The sequence below is a fragment of the Burkholderia sp. 28_3 genome, assembly GCF_003253915.1.
In the GTDB taxonomy this organism is placed as follows: domain Bacteria; phylum Pseudomonadota; class Gammaproteobacteria; order Burkholderiales; family Burkholderiaceae; genus Burkholderia; species Burkholderia cenocepacia.
The window spans coordinates 18,614-37,258 of sequence record NZ_QKZF01000027.1 but is presented as its reverse complement, the minus strand read 5'-3'; the positions used below and the strand labels follow the sequence as shown (position 1 = coordinate 37,258).

At 68.3% G+C, this 18,645-nt stretch carries 13 protein-coding genes; 7 read left to right on the top strand and 6 right to left on the bottom strand.

The genetic code is table 11. From position 1 onward, the window contains the following. Position 1 precedes the first annotated feature (1 nt). The 3 genes from DFS13_RS34530 to DFS13_RS34520 form a co-directional block, all read right to left on the bottom strand. On the bottom strand, positions 2-1,114 hold the full coding sequence (locus tag DFS13_RS34530; RefSeq protein WP_006491111.1) for a porin: 1,113 nt from the start codon (positions 1,112-1,114) through the stop codon (positions 2-4). 161 nt (positions 1,115-1,275) lie between these two features. After that, the gene (locus DFS13_RS34525; RefSeq protein ID WP_111442714.1) at positions 1,276-2,583 is read right to left on the bottom strand and encodes a hypothetical protein; all 1,308 of its coding nucleotides are present in this window, start codon (positions 2,581-2,583) and stop codon (positions 1,276-1,278) included. A gap of 395 nt (positions 2,584-2,978) precedes the next feature. Continuing rightward, the gene (locus tag DFS13_RS34520) at positions 2,979-4,397 is read right to left on the bottom strand and encodes an MFS transporter (RefSeq protein ID WP_111442713.1); all 1,419 of its coding nucleotides are present in this window, start codon (positions 4,395-4,397) and stop codon (positions 2,979-2,981) included. Positions 4,398-4,845: 448 nt separating this feature from the next. Here DFS13_RS34520 and DFS13_RS34515 point away from each other — a divergent pair, with 448 nt between their 5' ends. Next, a complete protein-coding gene (locus DFS13_RS34515) occupies positions 4,846-7,308 on the top strand; it encodes a DUF3772 domain-containing protein (protein WP_006491122.1) in 2,463 nt (820 codons plus the stop codon). A gap of 138 nt (positions 7,309-7,446) precedes the next feature. Here the strand turns inward: DFS13_RS34515 and DFS13_RS34510 are convergent, their stop codons facing one another. Next, positions 7,447-8,958, bottom strand: a complete 1,512-nt coding sequence (locus DFS13_RS34510) for an aldehyde dehydrogenase family protein (protein ID WP_034175147.1) — start codon at positions 8,956-8,958, stop codon at positions 7,447-7,449. A gap of 633 nt (positions 8,959-9,591) precedes the next feature. On the opposite strand from DFS13_RS34510, the gene DFS13_RS34505 reads away from it, so the two are divergent. The 3 genes from DFS13_RS34505 to DFS13_RS34495 all read left to right on the top strand — a co-directional run bounded on the left by DFS13_RS34505 (position 9,592) and on the right by DFS13_RS34495 (position 13,377). Next, positions 9,592-11,172 carry an amino acid permease gene (locus DFS13_RS34505; protein ID WP_059720893.1) on the top strand — a complete coding sequence of 527 codons (1,581 nt, stop codon included), beginning with the start codon at positions 9,592-9,594 and terminating at the stop codon, positions 11,170-11,172. 135 nt (positions 11,173-11,307) lie between these two features. Beyond that, positions 11,308-12,576: an FAD-binding oxidoreductase gene (locus DFS13_RS34500; protein ID WP_006491119.1), complete on the top strand. Its 1,269-nt coding sequence runs from the start codon at positions 11,308-11,310 to the stop codon at positions 12,574-12,576. Positions 12,577-12,702: 126 nt separating this feature from the next. Then, positions 12,703-13,377, top strand: a complete 675-nt coding sequence (locus DFS13_RS34495) for a TetR family transcriptional regulator (protein WP_006491110.1) — start codon at positions 12,703-12,705, stop codon at positions 13,375-13,377. 65 nt (positions 13,378-13,442) lie between these two features. Here the strand turns inward: DFS13_RS34495 and DFS13_RS34490 are convergent, their stop codons facing one another. Both DFS13_RS34490 and DFS13_RS34485 read right to left on the bottom strand, forming a co-directional pair. Beyond that, the gene (locus tag DFS13_RS34490) at positions 13,443-15,233 is read right to left on the bottom strand and encodes a phospholipase D-like domain-containing protein (RefSeq protein WP_111442712.1); all 1,791 of its coding nucleotides are present in this window, start codon (positions 15,231-15,233) and stop codon (positions 13,443-13,445) included. 105 nt (positions 15,234-15,338) lie between these two features. Continuing rightward, complete coding sequence (locus DFS13_RS34485; RefSeq protein WP_006491117.1) at positions 15,339-16,097, bottom strand: DeoR/GlpR family DNA-binding transcription regulator; 759 nt, start codon at positions 16,095-16,097, stop codon at positions 15,339-15,341. A gap of 202 nt (positions 16,098-16,299) precedes the next feature. Here DFS13_RS34485 and DFS13_RS34480 point away from each other — a divergent pair, with 202 nt between their 5' ends. From DFS13_RS34480 to nadE, 3 genes are all read left to right on the top strand, one after another. Continuing rightward, a complete protein-coding gene (locus tag DFS13_RS34480; protein ID WP_006480515.1) occupies positions 16,300-16,485 on the top strand; it encodes a hypothetical protein in 186 nt (61 codons plus the stop codon). 200 nt (positions 16,486-16,685) lie between these two features. Continuing rightward, positions 16,686-17,555 carry a DMT family transporter gene (locus tag DFS13_RS34475; RefSeq protein WP_111442711.1) on the top strand — a complete coding sequence of 290 codons (870 nt, stop codon included), beginning with the start codon at positions 16,686-16,688 and terminating at the stop codon, positions 17,553-17,555. Positions 17,556-17,746: 191 nt separating this feature from the next. Beyond that, on the top strand, positions 17,747-18,595 hold the full coding sequence (gene nadE, locus DFS13_RS34470; RefSeq protein ID WP_006483847.1) for an ammonia-dependent NAD(+) synthetase: 849 nt from the start codon (positions 17,747-17,749) through the stop codon (positions 18,593-18,595). Positions 18,596-18,645: the final 50 nt, after the last annotated feature.

Genomic DNA, 18,645 nt, shown 5'->3' with positions numbered 1-18,645 from the left:
CTCAGAAGACGTGCCGGACGCCGAGCGTCGCCATCATCTGGCGCGTGCCGGTCGAACGCGCATACGCGAAGATCTGCGCATGATCCGCGTCGCCGGCCGCCTGCTGCGCGATCACCGTCAGCGCGACGTCGGTGCGTTTGGACAGGAAGTAATCGGCCTGCAGGTTCACCTGATGCCATTTCGGACGCTTGTCGATCACGTCGTACTTGCCGTTCGTGAATGCATACGCCGCGCCAAGAAAGAGCTGCGGCGTCATCGTGTAGACGACGTTCACGCCCAGGTTCTGCAGGTGCAGATGCGAATTGTCGAGGTAATCGTAGCGCACGTCGGTAAACATCGCGGCGAACTGCGCGCGGCCGATCGTGTAGAAGCCGCCCGTGCCCGCGATCCGCTGCCGGCTCGCATACGCGGCCGGCGTCATCGCGCTCTTGCTGAAGATCAGCAGCGGCGACGCGTAGTCGTTCGCGATCGCGCCGTCCTGGTTCGTCGCGCTGTAAGGATGGTTGTACTGCGCATAGACCGCGCTCCAGCGCAGCGGGCCACGCTCATAGCCGAGCCCGAAGCTGTACGCGCTGTTGTTCGCGAAACCGGTCGCATTGCTGAAGCCGTACAGCGCGGTGAACTTCAGCCCGTAGTAGACGGGGCTCACGTACTTCACCGAGTGCTGCACGCGGATGTCGTTGTAGCCGTTGTCGTTGTCGCCGATGTTCACGCCGTTGCTCGCGATGATCACGGGCCCGATGTAGTCGTGGATCGCGTCGTACTGGCGACCGAACGTCAGCGAGCCGTAGGTGCGGTCGGCCAGGCCGACGTACGCCATGCGCCCGAACTCGCGGCCGTTCTGCGCGGCCGTGCCCGTCATCACGTTGAAGCCGTTCTCGAGTTGGAACACCGCGGACAGCCCCTGCCCGAGATCCTCCTTGCCCTTCAGCCCCCAGCGCGGGTTCTGGTTCGTGCCGGACAGCGCCTGCCATGCATTCTTGCCACCCTGGTTCGTCGCGAACCCGACACCGGCCGAGATCAGACCGTACAGCGTGATGCTGCTTTGCGCACAGGCATGGGTCGCGAAGGCGCCGAGCATCGCGAGCGGAGCGAGCTTGTAGAGAGTTTTCATGCGGGTCGTGTGGTCGGTGGTGGTCCAGGCGCGGCAGGGTTCCGCGAAACTGGACTCGACTATACGAACCCGGATCGGATAATAAAAGTTTGCTTTCCTTATATCTCAATAAAACGGATTTATTCTCATCCTCGCACCGCCCGCGCCCGGCGAAGCGGCGCTCAGTCCGCCGTATCACCGCCCTTCGGCAGCTTCGACCATGCGCCGCGCCCCGGCAGCGGCGACCACGCCGGGCGGGTCTTGCGGGCGCTGTCGATCACGACCAGGTAGCGGCCCGCGATCGGCGTGATGTCGCGATCGCGACGCAGCACCCACAGCGACTTGCCGGCCTCGACGCGAGCCTGGTAGTCGTCGTCGAGCAGCCCGTGCCGGTCGAGGAACGTGTTCAGCGACGCGGGAATCCGCACGCAGCCCTTCGAGTGCCGGATGCCGAGCAGCGCTTCGAGCCGGTCGGGGTCGGTCGCATGCATCTGGAAGCGCATCGGCGACACGCCGCCCTTGCCCCAGCCGCGCTCGCCGTCCACCCAGCCGAAATCGTAGATGCGCATGTCGCGGTGACCGTAGCCGCGAATGCCGTTCTCGTTCGTCGTGCCTTCCGCGCGGAAATCCATCGTGTCGGGCGAGTGATGGAACACGCCGAGCGGCGTCAGGAAATGGTCGTACTGGCCCGGCAACCCGGTGCCGACCGGCGATGCGCCGATCATCAGCCACGCATTGGCCGGTGTCGCGCGGAAGTAGATGAACAGCGCCTGCACGTTCGGCGCGCGGTCCACCATCGCGACGTATTCGCCGGCGAGATCGCCGAGATCCGCATCGGCGAGCGCTTTCTGGAGGCGGTCGCCGTACGCGCGCTGCTCGCTCGCGGGCACGTTCAGGCGGCGCGTGACTTCCTGCATGAAACGCTTGCGCATGTCGAGCGCGCGTGTCGTCGCGTTTTGCGCGTCCTCGGCCGACAGCGGCGGATGCCGACGCGGCGGCGTGGGCGGAGGCGGTTCGGCCTCGCTGGCGGGCGTGCCGGAGGCGGCCGATGCAGGTGCGCCGGCCGATGCCGCCGATGCCGCGGAAGCGGCCGACGCACCGGATGCCGTGCTTGCGGATTCCGCGCGATTCGCATGTGACGCGGCGGATGTCGGCGCTGCGGCCGATGCGTCCGACGCCGCATGCGCGGACGAAGCCGGATGCGGACGGGAGGCCGCCGAAGCAGGCGACGCGACGGATGAGGATTGCACAGCAGACGACGGAGCGCCGGACGCGGCAAAGGCAGGTCGTTGTGCGACAGCGGAAATCGACACCGCGGCAGCAAGCCACACGGATGCGGCGACTGCGCGGTTGAGGCAACGCGGCTGCGCGAAGCGCCGCGTCAAGTGGGCAAGAATCATATGTTCGAAGCCATCGGCCGATCCGGCCGCCGCATGGTGCTGCTGCGAGCGGCGCATCTTCCGCGCAAGCCATCGACACGCCCGGCACATCGCGTGCGCCCGGCGCCGACGCCTCTTCACGGCGGAGCCATTCGCTGATGCAACGCGGGCACTCCGATGGCGGCTAATGAGTCGTCAGGCCCCCTATTTTACTCGTCCATGCGCGAATCGGCCGCGGCCGGAAGCACGCTTTTACGGGGAATTGCGCTTCGTCACGCTTTGTTTCAACTCGTTGCCGCGTGCGTATTCGTGGCGTGGCACGCTTGCGTGTTCGATGCTTTCGGCACGCGGCCGAGTGCTGGCGCGATGGATCCGGTTCGAGCGCGTCTCCCGGTTGATTCGCACGACAAAGCATTTTGGCGAGGGGCAGGCCCGGAAGCGGAAACCCCGGACCGCATCGCACGCATGCCGCAACGAACCGTGCGACATGCGTGCGCACCCGCCGATCACTTGGAGATGGTTTCGAGCGCGATGCCCTTCGTGCGCGGCCCCATCAGCCCGATCGCGGCCATCACGATCACCATCGCGCCCGCGATGAACGCGAACACGCCGAACGTGCCGAAGCCGCGCAGCACGGCCGCGATCACGAACGACGAGAAGATCGCCGAGAAGCGGCTCCACGAATAGACGAAGCCGACGGCCCGCGCGCGGATCGACGTCGGGAACAGCTCGGCCTGGTACGCGTGGAAACTGTACGACATGATGTTGCTCGCGAGCGTGAGGCCGATGCCGAGCACGATCAGGAACGCGCCCGCCGTCGTCTGGCTGAACAGCAGCCCGCAGACGACGATCGCCGCCGCCATCGCGACGATCACCGACTTGCGCTCGAAGCGGTCGGCGATCACGAGGCCGATCAGCGGACCGATCGGCGCGGCGAGTGCGATCACGCTCGAATACATCAGGCTCGACGTGATCGTGATGCCCTGCTTGATCAGCAGCGTCGGCACCCAGTTCGCGAAACCGTAGAAGCCGACCGTCTGGAACACGTTGAAGATCGTCATCATGATCGTGCGGCTGCGATACGGCGGCACCCACATGTCGCGGAAGCTGCCGCGCGGCGGCACGGGTTCGGCGGGCGCGGGCGGCGGCAGCGGTCGCCCGTATTCGGCTTCGACCTTCGCCTCGAGCGCGCGCATGATGCGGTCGGCCTCGTCGACGCGGCCCTGCTGCGCGAGCCAGCGCGGGCTTTCCGGCAGTTCGCGGCGAATCCACCACACGAACAGCGCGCCGTGCGCGCCGATCAGCACGACCCAGCGCCAGCCGTCGAGGCCGAGCGGTGCGTGCGGCACCAGCAGGTAGGCGAGAAACGCGACCACCGGCACCGCGACGAACCCCACCGCCTGCTCGCACGCGAACGCGCGGCCACGGATCTGCTTCGGCACGAGTTCGGAGATGTACGTGCCGATCGTCACCATCTCGACGCCGAGGCCGAGACCGACGACGAAGCGCCAGAAGTTCAGCCCGGCCGCGGTGTCCTGGAACGCCATCACGACATTGGCGGCCGTGTACCACAGCAGCGACCACGTGAAGATCGCGCGGCGGCCGAAGCGGTCGGCGAGGAAGCCGCACGCGATCGTGCCGATGAAGAGCCCGGAAAACAGCGCGGCGATGAAGCTCGCGACGCCCGTGGTGCCGAACAGGCCGTGCGTCGTCGCGGACAGGATGCCGCTTTTCACGAGGCCCGGCGCGACGTAGCCGCTGTAGAGCAGGTCGTAGAGTTCGAAGAAGAAGCCGAGGCTCAGCAGCACGACCAGCTTCCAGACGCTGCGCGTCGGCGGCAGGCGGTCGAGGCGGGCCGAGATGGCGCCGGGGTCGATGGAAGGGGATTGGGCAGGTGCCTGGGAAAGGCTGTCCGTTGAGGCCATCTTGGGCGCGTCTCCTGATCGTGTCGTGTTGTGCGTTGTCGTCCGGCGGACCGCCGAACCGCCGCCGGGCGAACCGCTGCATTGTACCGGCAGCCCCGTTCGACGCACGGGCAAGCCGGCAGGCCGGACGCAGTGCGGGCACCGAAGCCATTCGATGCCCCGCTTTCGCGCCTGATAATGTGTAACTTGCGTAACCGTATGTCGGGTACCGACTGCGCGTTCACGTGGCGTTCCGCTACCACCGGCCTCGCGCGCAGGCCGCGCAGGCGGGTGATGACGGGCCTCCCGCGCTGCTTCACCTTGGTGCGCGCCGCGGGAATCGCCGCGAATCGCAACACGCAATCGGGACAACCACGCGTTCCGCGCCCCGGTAACATGCTAGCGGGCCAACTACCGGCTTCCGGCTGCCTTTCGGCAATCGGCATTGTCGGCAAATCGTAAGCATTCCATGTCCATACAACGACTCTCCACGTACGCCCGCCGGATCGCGCTGATCGCGCTGCTGCAGTTCGCGGCGATCGCGACCGCATCGGCGTTTCCGGCGGCCGCTTCCGCGCCCGTCGCGAGCGGCGTCGGCGCCACCGCGCCGGCCATTTCCCTGCCCGACGCCGTCGCGCAGCTCAAGCAGATGCAGGCCGAGCTGGACCGCATCAAGCAGCAGACCTCCACCGCATCCAACAGCAAGGAGCTGGATGCGCTCGACGATTCGGCGCAGGAACTGAGCACCGATGTCGCGAAACTGCAGAGCGACCTCACGCCGCAACGCGCGCAGGTCCAGGCGCAACTCGACGTGCTCGGCCCGCCGCCGGCCGAGGGCGCCGCGCCGGAAACGCCAGCCGTCGCGAAGCAGCGGGCCTCGCTGGACGCGCGCAAGACGCAGATCGACGCCGCGCTGAAGCAGGCCGCCGACCAGAAGACGAGCCTCGCGAACCTGACCGAGCAGTTCGCGAAGCTGCACCGCAGCCTGCTGAAGAACCAGCTCGCGTTCCGTTCGGGCAGCATCTTCAGCGCGCAGTTCTGGCTGCCGCTGTTCCACCTGTCGCCGGACGATCGCCAGCGGCTCCAGGATTTCGACGACGAACTGTTCGACATGCTGCGCTCGTCGTGGGTGCCGGGGCAGCGGGCCATCACCGCGGTGCTGCTGATCGCCGCGTTCGCGGCATGGCTCGGCGGGCGCCGCCTCATCGAGCGCGGGCTCGCCTGGATCGCGCTGAACCGCCTGCCGCCCACCCGCCTGCGCCGCAGTGCGCTGGCGCTGTCGACCGCGCTGTCGACCTTCCTCGCGACGGCCATCGCGATCCAGATCCTCTACCTCGCCGTCGCGCGTCATTACGAGCTCACGCCGTCGCTGACCGATCTGTGGGACCAGTTCGCGAAGCTCGCCGCAACCTGCGCACTGATCGCCGGGCTCGGGCGCGCACTGCTCTGCACGAAACATCCGTCGTGGCGACTGCCCGCGCTCGCCGATCCGGTCGCGCTCGCGATGAAGCCGTTCCCCGCGATCCTGGCTGCGCTGCTGCTGGTGTCGGGCACGCTCGAATCGATCAACCGGATCGTCGACACCAGCCTGTCGGTCACGCTGTTCGGTCGCGGCATCGTGTCGCTCGTCGTCGCGCTGACGGTCGGCGCGTCGCTGTTGCGCGCGAACCGTGCGCGCGCCGCGCTCGCGGCGGCAGGCGAGGCACCCGAGCAGCGCTCGACGCTCGCGGGCCTGATCCACGCCGGCGTCACGCTCGCGATCGTCGCGTCGTTGATCGCCCTCCTGATCGGTTACATCACGGTCGCGCGCTTCATCACGTACGAGCTCGTATGGTTCGAGATCGTGCTGTGCGCGACCTACATCCTGATCCAGTTGACGCGCGACGCGAGCGAAAGCCTGTTCTCGTCGAGCCTGTCGACGGGCCAGCAGATCAAGCACCTGTTCGCGCTCGAAGACCGCCACCTCGACCAGGCGCGCACGGTCCTGTCCGGCTTCGGCACGAGCCTGCTGATGCTGATCGCGGCGATCGCGCTGGTGACCGGCGGCTTCGGCACGACGCCGGGCGACCTGCTCGACAGCGCGGTCGCGATGATCGGCAGCCAGCGGCTGCAGAGTCTGAACATCATGCCCGACCGGATCATGAATGCCGTGATCGGCTTCGCGATCGGCTTCTACCTGCTGCGCTCGCTGCGCCGCTGGCTCGACGGCGAGTTCATGCCCGCGCTCGGCATGGACACGGGCATGCGCGTGTCGCTGATCACGCTGTTCACCAATGTCGGCTACGTGCTGCTCGTCCTGATGACGCTCGGGCTGCTCGGCGTCAGATGGAACAATCTCGCGTGGATCGTCAGCGCGTTGTCGGTCGGTATCGGCTTCGGCCTGCAGGAAATCGTGAAGAACTTCGTGTCGGGGCTGATCCTGCTGACCGAGCGCCCGGTGAAGGTGGGCGACATGGTCAGCATCGCGGGCGTCGAAGGCGACATCCGCCGCATCAACGTGCGCGCGACCGAAATCCAGCTGAGCGACCGCTCGACCGTGATCGTGCCGAACTCGCAACTGATCTCGCAGAACGTGCGCAACGTGACGATGGGCAACAGCACGCAGGGCGTCGCGACGCTGGTGCTGACGTTCCCGCTGAACACCGATCCCGAGCAGGTGCGCGACCTGCTGCTCGATGCGTATCGCGCGCATCAGGCGATTCTCGAGAAACCGGCGCCGTCGGTGACGTTCAGCCAGCTCGCGCCGGACGGGATCACGCTGAGCGTGACGGGTTACGTGTCGAGCCCGCGGATCGCGAGTTCGACGAAGAGCGATCTGCTGTTCGAGATCCTCAAGCAGTTGCGCGCGGCGGGGATCACGCTGTCGAGCCCGCAGATGCTGGTCGTGCAGAACATGCCGGCGAACGATGGCGCCACGCGGCACGAATCGTAGGCGAGCCATCGAGCGGGTCCGCTCACGATCGATCGGCGCGGCGCACGCATCGCAATAAACGACCAGGGCCGGTTACCGCTTCCACGGCAACCGGCCCTGTTCATTCGACGTCGAAGCGCCCAAGCCGGGCGCCCGCACTTATACGTCGAACTTCACCCCCTGCGCCAGCGGCAGCTGGCGGCTGTAGTTGATCGTGTTCGTCGCCCGGCGCATATACGCCTTCCATGCATCCGAACCCGACTCGCGGCCGCCGCCCGTTTCCTTCTCGCCGCCGAACGCGCCGCCGATTTCCGCGCCGCTCGTGCCGATGTTCACGTTGACGATCCCGCAATCGCTGCCGGCCGCCGACATGAACTGCTCGGCTTCACGCATGTCGTTCGTGAAGATCGCCGACGACAGGCCTTGCGGGACCGCGTTGTGCACGTCGATCGCGTCGTCGAAGTTGTCGTAGACCATCACGTACAGGATCGGCGCGAACGTCTCGCGCTCGACCACCGCCGATTGCTTCGGCATCCGCACGATGGCCGGACGCACGTAGTACGCATCCGCGTGGCCGACGTCGACGCGCTCGCCGCCCTTCACTTCGCCGCCCTGCTCGCGCGCATCGGCCAGCGCCTTCTGCATCGCGTCGAACGACGCACGATCGACCAGCGGGCCGACCAGCGTGCCTTCCTCGAGCGGATTGCCGACCTTCACCGACGCATAGGCCTTCTCGATGCGCGGCAGCAGTTGCTCGACGAGGCTGCGATGCACGATCAGGCGGCGCAGCGTCGTGCAGCGCTGGCCGGCCGTGCCGACCGCCGCGAACGTGACCGCGCGCACGACGAGGTCGAGATCCGCGCTCGGCGCGACGATCATCCCGTTGTTGCCGCCGAGTTCGAGGATGCCGCGCGCGAGGCGCTGGCTCAGCACCTTCGCGACTTCCTGGCCCATCCGCACGCTGCCCGTCGCGCTGACGACCGGCACCTTCTTCGACGCCGTCAGCACCTCGCCGACGTCGCGCATGCCGAGCACCAGCTGGCTCAGTTCCGCCGGCGCGACGCCCGGATGCGTCTTGTCGAACTCGCGCAGCGCCTTCTGGAGCAGCACGTGGCACGCGATCGCGGTGAGCGGCGTCTTCTCGGACGGCTTCCACACGACCGAATCGCCGCACACGAACGCGAGCGCCGCATTCCACGCCCACACCGCGACCGGGAAGTTGAACGCCGAAATCACGCCGCACACGCCGATCGGGTGCCACGTTTCCATCATCCGGTGGCCCGGGCGCTCGGACGCGATCGTGAGGCCGTAAAGCTGGCGCGACAGGCCGACCGCGAAATCGCAGATGTCGATCATTTCCTGCACTTCGCCGAGGCCTTCCGACGTGATCTTGCCGGCTTCGAGCGTGACGAGGCGGCCCAGCTCGGCCTTGTGCTCGCGCAGCACGTTGCCGAACACGCGCACGAGTTCGCCGCGCACCGGCGCCGGCACCGTGCGCCACTTGAGGAACGCGTCGTGCGCGGCGTCGATCTTGCGCTCGGCGTCGGCGGGCGTGTCGACGGCCAGCGTCGCGAGCGTCGCGCCGTCGAGCGGCGAACGCGCGGTCAGCGCGTTGCCTTTCCACTGGGCGAGATCGATGTCGAGCGCGGCAAGAATGTCGTTGAATTGCATCACTTCCTCTTCAGGGACAGATTGATCGATGCGGCGGCAGCGCCGCCCGCGTGATTCGATTGGAGCGCGTTCGAGCGCCTCGTGCAAGCGGATGCGCCGCGCGGCGGGCCGGTGCGCCATCCGGCGCATCGCGCTGCGCCGCCGCCGGAAGCCCGGCCGGACGGCGCGCCCCAGCCTCGCGAGGCACGATCCATGAACACATTGTCGATGGCCACAAGTCGGGCCGCTATTGATATTAACTCACGACTTCATTCCCAAAACGCAAGAAGTGCGCTGGCCAGCCGCGGCTGTTTCGATGCCGATATGGGACGTTTCCCAAGCCCGTAACAGGCCGCCCGGACGCATCGCTGCGCGGCCCAAGTTGATGACCATCCCGCATCACCCTGTTCGGAAATATCGTTTGCCGCCGGTGCACCGGGCCCACACAATCGGTGCGACGTCGAGGTGCAACGCACCCGGCGCGCCGCCGGCCGCCACCACGGCAGCCGGACGACCGACGAAGGCGACACGCACCACGGCCCGGCTCAGCGGGCCGGTTTCGCATCGCATCACCGCTGCCCGGCCCGCGAGCCGGCGACGCGTCGCGCTTCGTCACCGAAAAAACAATCCCGGAGACAGCGCCCAGCGCCCGCCATGCATTCAGATGCCCGCCCCGATTCGTCCCGCCCGTCCGGCTCGCCGCCCGCGAAGCCGTCCCTTCACCGCGCGTTGCAGGCCCGCCATCTACGGATGATCGCGATCGGCGGCTCGATCGGCACGGGCCTGTTCGTCGCATCCGGCGCATCGATCTCGCAGGCCGGCCCCGGCGGCGCAATGGTTGCGTACATGGTGATCGGCCTGATGGTCTATTTCCTGATGACGAGCCTCGGCGAAATGGCCGCGTTCATGCCGGTATCGGGCTCGTTCGCGACCTATGGCGCGAAGTTCGTCGACGAAGGCTTCGGCTTCGCGCTCGGCTGGAACTACTGGTACAGCTGGGCCGTGACGCTGGCGGTGGAGCTCGTCGCCGCGCAGCTCGTGATGCACTACTGGTTTCCGCACGTGCCGGGCGTGTGGTGGAGCGCACTGTTCCTCACGCTGATCTTCGCGCTCAACGCACTGTCGGTGCGCGGCTTCGGCGAAGCCGAATACTGGTTCGCGCTGATCAAGGTGCTGACCGTGCTCGCGTTCGTCGGCGTCGGCCTGCTGATGATCTTCGGGATCATGCAGGGCGGCCCGAGCGCCGGCTGGGGCAACTTCACGATCGGCGACGCGCCGTTCGTCGGCGGCTGGGCGACGATGCTCGGCGTCGCGATGATCGCGGGCTTCTCGTTCCAGGGCACCGAAATGATCGGCGTCGCGGCCGGCGAATCGGAAAATCCGCGTACGACGATTCCGCGCGCGGTGAGCCAGATCTTCTGGCGCATCCTGCTGTTCTACGTGTTCGCGATCGTCGTGATCGGCGTGCTGATTCCGTACACCGATCCGAGCCTGCTGAAGAGCGACGTGACCGACATCGGCGTGAGCCCGTTCACGCTGGTGTTCCGCCACGCGGGCCTCGCGTTCGCGGCCGGCGTGATGAACGCGGTGATCCTGACGGCCGTGCTGTCGGCCGGCAACTCGGGCATGTACGCGTCGACGCGCATGCTCTACAACCTCGCGGTCGAAGGCCGCGCGCCGAAGCTGTTCGCGAAGCTGTCGCCCGGCGGCGTGCCGCGCAACGCGCTCTATGCGACCACCGCCGTCGGCGCGCTGTGTTTCCTCACGTCGCTGTACGGCGACAAGACCGTCTACCTGTGGCTGCTGAACACGTCGGGCATGGCCGGCTTCATCACGTGGCTCGGCATCGCGATCAGCCACTACCGGTTCCGCAAGGGTTTCCTGAAGCAGGGCTACCGGCTCGACCAGCTGCCGTACCGGTCGAAGTGGTTCCCGTTCGGCCCACTGTTCGCGTTCGCGCTGTGCGCGGTCGTCGCGCTCGGCCAGGACTACCAGGCGTTCCTCGCCGACCAGATCGACTGGACCGGCGTCGCCGCGACCTACATCGGCCTGCCGTTCTTCCTCGCGATCTGGCTCGGCTACGCGCTCGTGCGCAAATGCCGGCTGGTGCGCTACGAGGACATGGAAATCGCGCCGTGGATCGAACGCAACACGACACGTGAAGCGACCGAAAAGGCCGATACCGGCTATCCGGCCTACGTCACCCGTCCGGCCAACCCGACGCCGGGCGCCTGACGCCCGGTCACGCGCCGGCCGCCGCTCCTGCGCGGCGGCCGCTGCGCTGAAAACCCCATTCGACGCGGCGCGCGCGTTCAGGCAAGATCGACGCGCGCCGTCCGCTTTTCCGCCGTCACGAATCACCGAAAACGCATGCAGAACTTCTACGAAGCCACCGTTACCCGCCAGCCCTATCCGCAACTGACCGGCACGATCGATACGCAGGTCTGCATCGTCGGCGGCGGCCTCGCCGGCCTGTGCACGGCGCTCGGCCTCGTCGAACGCGGCGTGCACGACGTCGTCGTGCTCGACAGCGAACGGGTCGGCTTCGGCGCGTCGGGCCGCAACGGCGGCTTCGTGTTCGGCGGCTACAGCCTCGACAACGCCGACCTGCTGCGCACGCTCGGCCGCGACGAAGGGCGCCGGCTGTACCGGCTCACCGTCGACGCGGTCGACCTGATCCGCGCGCGGATCGCCCGCTACGGGATCGACTGCGACATCGTCGACGAGGGCGTGATGCTCGCGAACTGGTTCGACGATCCGTCGCGGCTCGACGGTGTGCGCACGCTGATGAAGAACGAACTCGGCGTCGAATGGGAGCCCGTCGCGACCGGCGCGCTGCGCGAGCGGCTGAAGACGCAGCGCTATTACGGCGGCCTGTTCGAGCCGAACGCATTCCACTTCCATCCGCTCAAGTACGTGCTCGGCGTCGCGGCGGCCGCCTCGCGCGGCGGCGCACGCGTGTACGAGCGCTCGGCCGCGCTGAACATCGCCCGCGACGGCGCCGGGTACGTCGTGCGCACGGCGCAGGGCGCGGTGCGCGCGAAGGACGTCGTGTTCGCCGGCGGCGGCTACGCGCGCGGCGTGTCACCGCGCATCGAGCGCGCGGTGCTGCCGATCGCGACCTACGTGATCGCGACCGAACCGCTCGGCGCGCGCCTGCCGGACGCGATCGACGCGCCGTACGCAATCTACGACACGCGCTTCGCGTTCGACTACTACCGTCCGCTGAAGGACACGCGGATCCTGTGGGGCGGCCGGATCTCGGTGCTCGACCGCGGCCCCGACGCGATCGCGCGCCTGCTGCGGCGCGACCTGCTGCGCGTGTATCCGCAATTGGAAGGCGTGAAGGTCGACTACGCGTGGGGCGGGCTGATGAGCTACGCGCGGCACAAGATGCCGCAGATCGGCCGCGACGCGGACGGCGTGTGGCACGCGATCGCGTTCGGCGGCCACGGGATGGCGCCGACCACGGTGGCCGGCGAGACGCTCGCCGCCGCGCTGGCCGAAAGCCGGCCGGTGCCGGACGGCTTCGCCGCGTTCGGGCTCACGCGCACGTTCGGGCTGGCCGGACTCGCCGCCGCGCAGCTCACGTATACGGCGTACCAGGCCCGCGACGCGCTCGCGTCCTGCCGCCGCTGAGCGCCCGCGACGGCCGAAACCACCGCGCCGGCGGCCTTGCCGATTAGAGCGGAAGGTCGGCCGGGCGGCCATTTCCCGCATGCTAGAATGCCTTTTCCAAGCCGCCGCGAACCACAATAAAGTCACATGAAAGCAGGAAGCAAGGCCGCCACGTCCGACACCCGCGCGCTTGCGTCCGATGCGCGGCGTAAATACGATCCCGAGCAAACCAAGCGCAACATCCTCGATGTCGCCACGCAGGAATTCTCTGCGATGGGCCTCGCCGGCGCGCGCGTCGACGCGATCGCCGAGCGCACCAACACGACGAAGCGGATGCTCTATTACTACTTCGATAGCAAGGAAGGCCTGTACGAGGCCGTGCTGGAGAAGGTGTACGGCGACATCCGTGCGCTCGAGCAGGAACTGCACGTCGGCGACATGGAGCCGCGCGAAGGCATGCGCCGTCTCGTCGAATTCACGTTCGACTACCACGACAAGCATCGCGATTTCGTGCGCCTCGTGTCGATCGAGAACATCCACGGCGCGAAATATCTCGAACAGCTCAAGTCGTTCAAGAACCGCAACGTCAGCATCATCAAGACGCTCGAGGAACTGGTCGAGCGCGGCGCGGCCAGCGGCGCGTTCCGCAAGGACATCGACGCGTTCGACCTGCACCTGCTGATCAGCTCGTTCTGCTTCCATCGCGTGTCGAACCGCTACACGTTCGGCGCCGCGTTCGGCCGCGATCCGTCGGCGCCGCGCCTGCGCGCGCGCCATCGCGACACGATCGCCGACGCGGTGCTCCGCTACGTCGCCGCGTAAGCGGCGCCAGCAGCCGGCCGGGGCGCGACTCGTTCGCGCCCTTTGCATTTCGGCGTGTCAGCCCATCAGTCCGTCGGCGCGGTCGACGCCAGCGCGATCCGCGCCTTCTGTTCCGGGCTGCCCGCCACGTAATACTTCTTCGCCCAGCTCGAATCGGGCGCAAGCGCGAGCCGCGCATGCGTACCCGCGCCCGTACCGTGCTGCTGCTTCGCGTGGATCGCCAGCGCGCGGGCGCGGTAGTGCTCGTAAAGCCGCAGGAATTCCGCGAGATAGATCGCCGCGATCCGCTTGTCGCGGATCTCGAGCAGGTTCTCGTCGTTGTACTGCTCGGAATTGCGGCTCATGTTCGCCGAGCCCGTATAGACGACCGGATTCGCGCCTTCCGCATCGATCACGATGAACTTGTGATGGATCACCACGGGCGGAAAGGCCGGCGCCGGTTCGCCCGGGAAAAGCCGCAACTCCGGCTCGAAACCTTGCGGCACGGTAGCCGGCGAGAAATACGACGCATCGATCACGTCGTGGTTGTCGCGGCTGCGGTGGTACAGCTCGAGGTTCGCGAGCGTGGCCGCATCGAGCAACTGGCCGGCCTGCTGCGCAGCGTCGGCCTTCGTTGCGCTGCCCGCGTTGATCCGGTTCACGAGGCCGAACATCATCAGTCCGCGATCGCCGGCCGCGAAGCACGCATCGCGCAGCGCCGCGTCGGTCGGCATGAACAGGCAGAACGACACCGAATGCTTCGCGGCCGCGATCGCGGCGACGATCGTATCGATCTCGGTACGCTGCCCCGCCGGCTCCGGCGAGTATGCGACGCGCACCTGCGCGCTGCCGATCGTCATCGGCGCCGACCAGCCCGGCGACAGTCGCGCGGTTTCCGCGATCGACGGATTCCCGGCCAGCGCGTGGGCGCGCTCGTTGTACAGCGCGGCGAGCGCGGGCGAGTCGAACGCGTGCAGCACGTTGGCCTGCTCGGTCAGCCCTTCGGTCGTGAAGTTCGCGGAACCGGTCAGCACGCGCGCGGGCGCCGGGTTCGACGGTGCATCGGTCACGATGAACTTGTCGTGCATGATGTGCGTCCGGTCGCGCGGCGCGAGCGTCGCGAGGCCCTGCAGCGCATCGACGGCCGGCTGGTTCGGCGACGGCAGCGGCGGCTTGCCCTTGCGCGCCGTCGTGTGCGCGTCGTAGACGATCGCGAGCGACGCTGCGCCGTGCCGGCGGCCGAACGCGTCGAACGCGGGCAGCGCCCACAGCGAGTCGGTCAGGTGATAGACGGCCGACACCGCGCGCGACGCCGGATCGAGCATCTGCGCGAACACCTGCTCCATGTCGTTCGCGAGCCACGTGCGCAGCTTCAGCGCCTGCGCGGCGCTCGGCGCCTCGTTCGGCGCGAGGCCGAGCGCAGCAACCTGCTTCGCGAACGCCTGCGAGCTGACCACCGCGCGGTTGAACCACGTGCCGATGCCGTCCTCGATATGCGCGGGCAGCACGACGTCGCACACGCCGGCTTGCGCGTCGAGCACCTGCAGGTTCGCCGGCGTGCCGACGACCGGATAGACGTCGTAGCGGAACGACGCGTCGCGGTCCTGCGGATCGATGCGTGCATCCCACCACATGAATTTCTGGATCGGCGCCTGATCGGTCGGCGCATCGCCCTGCGTGTCGGCGGCCGGGCCGTCGAACGTCAGGCGGTTGGGCAGCCAGCTGTCCGGCGCACGCGTCTTGCCGTCGGCCGACCAGAAGCCCGGCGTGCGCCGGATCGCGAAGCCGAGGAAATCGGACCGCGACGCCGCATCGGGCCAGTCGAAAGCCAGCAGGACCAGGGTGGGGGAAAGATAGCTGCGCACGCTGACGGTCATTCGTTGCTCCCTGGCCTGACGGCCGGTCGAGGTGAATGAGTCAGTCTCGATGGCGGTTCTTCCCGCGCGATGACCGTTCGATGAACCTTGTATGTCGGACGCGCGTCAGTCGCACACGAGCAGCTCGATCCCGCGCGCCGTCAGCGCGCGGCGCACGGCCTTGTCGGGCGCGCGCTCGGTCACCAGATAGCGGGCGGCGGCCGCGCCGTTGATCCGCACCGGCGTCACGCGGCCGAATTTCGAATGGTCGGCGACGATGATCGCCGTGCCCGCCGCCGCGATCATCCGGCTGCGCACTTCGGCCGCGAGCCGCGAGTAATCGGTGCATTCGCCGTCGGGCGTGATGCCGCCGGCGCCGACGAACGCGAAATCGACGTGGTATTGCGCGAGCTGGTGGATCGTGTCGAGCCCGAAGGTGGCGTCCTCGTCGTCGGACAGCTCGCCGCCGAGCAGCGTCACGCGGTTGCCGTTGCGCCGCGCGAGCACGAACGCGGTACGCCAGTCGTTCGTGTAGATCGACAGCCGGTGCCGGTCGGCCAGCGCCAGCGCGACCGCATGCGGCGTGCTGCCCGAATCGATCAGCACCGATGCATCGTCGGGCACGAATTCGGCCGCGCGCCGCCCGATCGTGCGCTTCGCGTCGGCGTTCGCGGCCTCGCGCTCGGACAGGCTCGGCTCGCGGCGATCCGCGGCCAGCGCGCCGCCGTGCGTCATCACGAGCAGCCCGCGCGCGGCCAGCGCGTTCAGGTCGCGCCGCACGGTTTCGCGCGACACGTCGAGCGAACGCACGAGTTCCGCGACCGACAGCGCGCCCGACCGTCCGAGCTCCGACAGGATGTATTGATGACGTTGTTCCGCCAGCATCGCGTGTGCGCCCGAGGCGACTGGTAATGGGTAAGCCGGCCATTGTATTACGGACGTTTGACGACCATTTGACGACGCCGGGAAGCGCGGCCGGCGCGTTTCCCGAAAGCGAAATTCAGTATTGTCCGGCGCGCGCGAATCCGCGCGGCGGCGGGCGCTACACTTTGCGCTTCGCCGAACGACCAACCAAGGGGCTCGCGCCATGTATCGCAAAGGCAGTGTGATCGAAATCCAGTTTCCGCCGGAACGCCTCAACGACGCGGCGGGTGATCCGTACTGGATCGACCTGACGCTCGACGAAGCGCGCCGGCTCTACGAACAGCTCGCCGCGCGCTTCGCGACCGACGCGCGCGCCAACCAGCCGCTCGACACGTTCTCGATCGACTGATCGTCGCCGCTGCGCGCCCCTCCGCGCAGCGTCGTGCGGGGCACGCATCCCCACGGCACCACACATCCGGCGCGCGCTGACCGCCGGCACGATCACGCATCGCGTGGCACGAGTGCAGGATTCGACAAGACGCCGGCACCGCTTCGTCCGATACTGGCCGACTTTCCGGTTCTGTCCGGCCGCCTCGCGGCCCGTCACGCATGCTTACCTCGATCGTCGCCGCCGCCTTCGTCGCGCTCTGGTCCACCGGCTTCATCGTTGCCCGGGCGATCAAGCCCTACGCCGACCCGAACCTGTTCCTGCTCGCGCGCTTCGCGGGCACGGCCGCGTTGTTCGGCGTGGTCGCGCTCGTCGCGCGCGCGCCGTGGCCGGCCCGCCGCGAATGGCCGCGCCACCTGATCGCCGGCGCGCTGCTGCAAGGCGTCTATCTCGGCGCGAGCTACTGGGCCGTCGCGCAAGGGTTGAATGCGGGCGTGATGGCGCTGCTTGGCGCGCTGCAGCCGCTCGCCACCGCCGTGCTCGCGGTCCCGCTGTTCAACGAACGCCTGCCCGCGCGCGGCTGGCTCGGCATGGCGCTCGGGCTGGCCGGCGTCGCGCTCGTGCTCGCGCCGAAGGTCACGGGCGGCGTCGCACCGCCGCCGGGCGCCGCGCCGGCGTGGCTCGTCGTCGCCGTGTCGGTCCTCGCGGTCGGGTCGATCACCGCCGGCTCGCTGTACCAGAAAGGCAAGCTCGCGCAGAGCGACCTGCGCACCGCGGTCGCCGCGCAGAATTTCGGCGCGGCGATCGTCGCGGCCGTGTTCGTCCTGCTGCTCCATGAAACCCGCTGGATCGACGCGCCGGCGCTGTGGGTGTCGCTCGTGTGGGGCGTCGTGTTCCTGTCCGGCGGCGCGGTCACGATGCTGATGTGGATGCTGCGGCGCGGCAATGCGGCGCGCGCGACGTCGCTGCTGTTTCTCGCGCCACCGCTGGCCGCGCTGCAGGGTTACGGGCTGTTCGGCGAAACGCTCGCCGCGATCCAGCTCGCCGGCTTCGCGCTCGCGCTGGTGGGCGTCGTGCTCGCGCGGCGCTGACGCCGCCCCCGGGCGCCTGCCCGGCCGCCGTTCGCGCGGCATCCTGCCCCCGCCCGGCGCACCGTGCACCACGGCGATGCGCCGCGTCTCGTCGATGCAACGCAAAACCGCCGGATCGCCGGCCCGGCGCGGCGGCACGCCGCGATTGCGCTTATGATGGGCGCCTTGCATTTCGTTCCGGAACTTCCTTCATGACATCCGCCGATTACGCCAGCCGCCAACGCGCGATCATTGCCGAACTGAACGTCGCCCCGCACTTCGACGCCGAAGCCGAAATCGACCGCCGCATCGATTTCCTCGCGCAGTACCTTCGTTCGACCGGCCTGCGGACCTACGTGCTCGGCATCAGCGGCGGCGTCGATTCGTCGACGGCCGGCCGGCTCGCGCAACTGTCGGTCGAGCGCCTGCGCGCCGACGGCTACGATGCGCGCTTCATCGCGATGCGCTTGCCGAACGGCGTGCAGAACGACGAGGAGGATGCACAGCGCGCGCTGGCGTTCGTGCGCGCGGACGAGGTATTGACGGTCGACGTGAAGCCGGCCGCCGATGCGATGCTCCGTTCGCTGGTCGCCTCCGGCCACGCGTTCGACACCCCGGCGCAACAGGATTTCGTGCACGGCAACATCAAGGCGCGCGAGCGCATGATCGCGCAGTACGCGGTGGCCGGCGCGCGGCGCGGCATCGTGATCGGCACCGATCACGCGGCCGAATCGCTGATGGGGTTCTTCACGAAGTTCGGCGACGGCGGCGCGGACATCCTGCCGCTCGCGGGCCTGAACAAGCGCCGCGTGCGCGGGGTGGCGCGCGCGCTCGGCGGCGAGGAGCTGATCGTGATGAAGGTGCCGACGGCCGACCTCGAGGAACTGCGCCCGCTGCGCCCGGACGAGCACGCGTATGGCGTGACCTACGACGAGATCGACGATTTCCTCGAAGGCAAGCCGGTCGCCGACCGCGTCTACGAAACGGTGCTGCGCTTCTACGACGGCTCGCGCCACAAGCGCGCGCTGCCGTACACGATGTTCGACTGGCCGGCCGCGTAAGCCGGCCCCCGGCTACCGACATACCGCCGCGCGCACCGTCACGGCCGCGC

Coding starts and splice junctions, on each gene's coding strand:
- DFS13_RS34530 (WP_006491111.1), bottom strand. CDS start 1,114: ATGAAAACTCTCTACAAGCTCGCTCCGCTCGCGATGCTCGGCGCCTTC.
- DFS13_RS34525 (WP_111442714.1), bottom strand. CDS start 2,583: ATGTGCCGGGCGTGTCGATGGCTTGCGCGGAAGATGCGCCGCTCGCAG.
- DFS13_RS34520 (WP_111442713.1), bottom strand. CDS start 4,397: ATGGCCTCAACGGACAGCCTTTCCCAGGCACCTGCCCAATCCCCTTCC.
- DFS13_RS34515 (WP_006491122.1), top strand. CDS start 4,846: ATGTCCATACAACGACTCTCCACGTACGCCCGCCGGATCGCGCTGATC.
- DFS13_RS34510 (WP_034175147.1), bottom strand. CDS start 8,958: ATGCAATTCAACGACATTCTTGCCGCGCTCGACATCGATCTCGCCCAG.
- DFS13_RS34505 (WP_059720893.1), top strand. CDS start 9,592: ATGCATTCAGATGCCCGCCCCGATTCGTCCCGCCCGTCCGGCTCGCCG.
- DFS13_RS34500 (WP_006491119.1), top strand. CDS start 11,308: ATGCAGAACTTCTACGAAGCCACCGTTACCCGCCAGCCCTATCCGCAA.
- DFS13_RS34495 (WP_006491110.1), top strand. CDS start 12,703: ATGAAAGCAGGAAGCAAGGCCGCCACGTCCGACACCCGCGCGCTTGCG.
- DFS13_RS34490 (WP_111442712.1), bottom strand. CDS start 15,233: ATGACCGTCAGCGTGCGCAGCTATCTTTCCCCCACCCTGGTCCTGCTG.
- DFS13_RS34485 (WP_006491117.1), bottom strand. CDS start 16,097: ATGCTGGCGGAACAACGTCATCAATACATCCTGTCGGAGCTCGGACGG.
- DFS13_RS34480 (WP_006480515.1), top strand. CDS start 16,300: ATGTATCGCAAAGGCAGTGTGATCGAAATCCAGTTTCCGCCGGAACGC.
- DFS13_RS34475 (WP_111442711.1), top strand. CDS start 16,686: ATGCTTACCTCGATCGTCGCCGCCGCCTTCGTCGCGCTCTGGTCCACC.
- nadE (WP_006483847.1), top strand. CDS start 17,747: ATGACATCCGCCGATTACGCCAGCCGCCAACGCGCGATCATTGCCGAA.